The organism is Camelimonas fluminis (genome assembly GCF_014656355.1).
Classification (GTDB): domain Bacteria; phylum Pseudomonadota; class Alphaproteobacteria; order Rhizobiales; family Beijerinckiaceae; genus Camelimonas; species Camelimonas fluminis.
In genome coordinates, this window is sequence record NZ_BNCG01000142.1 from 1 (window position 1) to 1,021 (window position 1,021).

At 67.2% G+C, this 1,021-nt stretch carries 1 protein-coding gene; it reads left to right on the forward strand.

Annotation, left to right across the window (positions count from 1 at the left end; all coding sequences use genetic code 11):
• Positions 1–1,021, forward strand: a 1,021-nt coding sequence (gene tnpC / locus IE243_RS22850) for an IS66 family transposase (protein WP_191321570.1), incomplete at both ends; no start/stop codon positions are given.

A 1,021-nucleotide genomic window follows, 5' to 3' on the forward strand; every position in this document is an offset into this window, starting at 1 on the left:
GACAACTGATCCGCTCGCCCTTCAGGCGATGCTCGCCGCCGAGCGCGCCGAGAACGCGCGGTTGCGCCAGATCATCAGGGAACTGCAGCGTCACCGCTTCGGTCGCAGGGCGGAGAGCCTGCCCATGGACCAGTTGCTGCTGGCCCTGGAAGAGGTCGAGCAGGTTGAGGCAGAAGGCCTCGCTGCCCAGGAAGCCGCCGATCCTGCAAAGCTTGAGGCCCGCGTCAGAAAGCGCCGCGCCAACCGCGGCTCACTGCCCGCACACTTGCCGCGCATCGAGCAGGTCATCGATATCCCCGACAGGACCTGCCCGTGCTGCAAGGGGATGCTGCACGTCATGGGCGAGGACCGCTCCGAACGCCTCGACATCGTCCCGGCCCAGTTCCGGGTGATCGTCACGCGCCGCCCGAAGTACGCCTGCCGGAGTTGCGAGGAAATTGTGCTGCAGGCGCCGGCTGCGGCGCGTCTTGTCGAAGGCGGCATCCCGACCGAAGCGACAGTCGCCCACGTGCTGGTCAGCAAATACGCCGATCACCTTCCGCTTTACCGCCAGTCCCAGATCTATGCCCGTCAGGGCGTGAACCTCGACCGCTCGACGCTCGCTGACTGGGTCGGCAAGGCGGCCTTCCTGCTGCGACCGGTCCACGAGCGCCTGTTCGAACAGCTGAAGACCTCATCGAAGCTCTTCGCCGACGAGACGACCGCGCCAGTGCTCGATCCCGGGCGCGGCCGCACAAGGACGGGTCAGCTGTTCGCCTATGCCCGTGACGATCGCCCCTGGGGCGGGATCGATCCACCCGGCGTCGCATACATCTATGCTCCTGACCGAAAGGCTGAGCAGCCGCTTCGCCACCTTCAGGGCTTCGCCGGCATCCTGCAGGTCGACGGCTATGCCGGCTACCGGGTGCTGGCCGGGCGCAGCGCCATCAGCCTGGCGTTCTGCTGGGCGCATGTCCGTCGCCGCTTCTATGAACTGGCGCAATCCGGTCCGACGCCGATTGCAACGGAGGCGCTCCGGCGC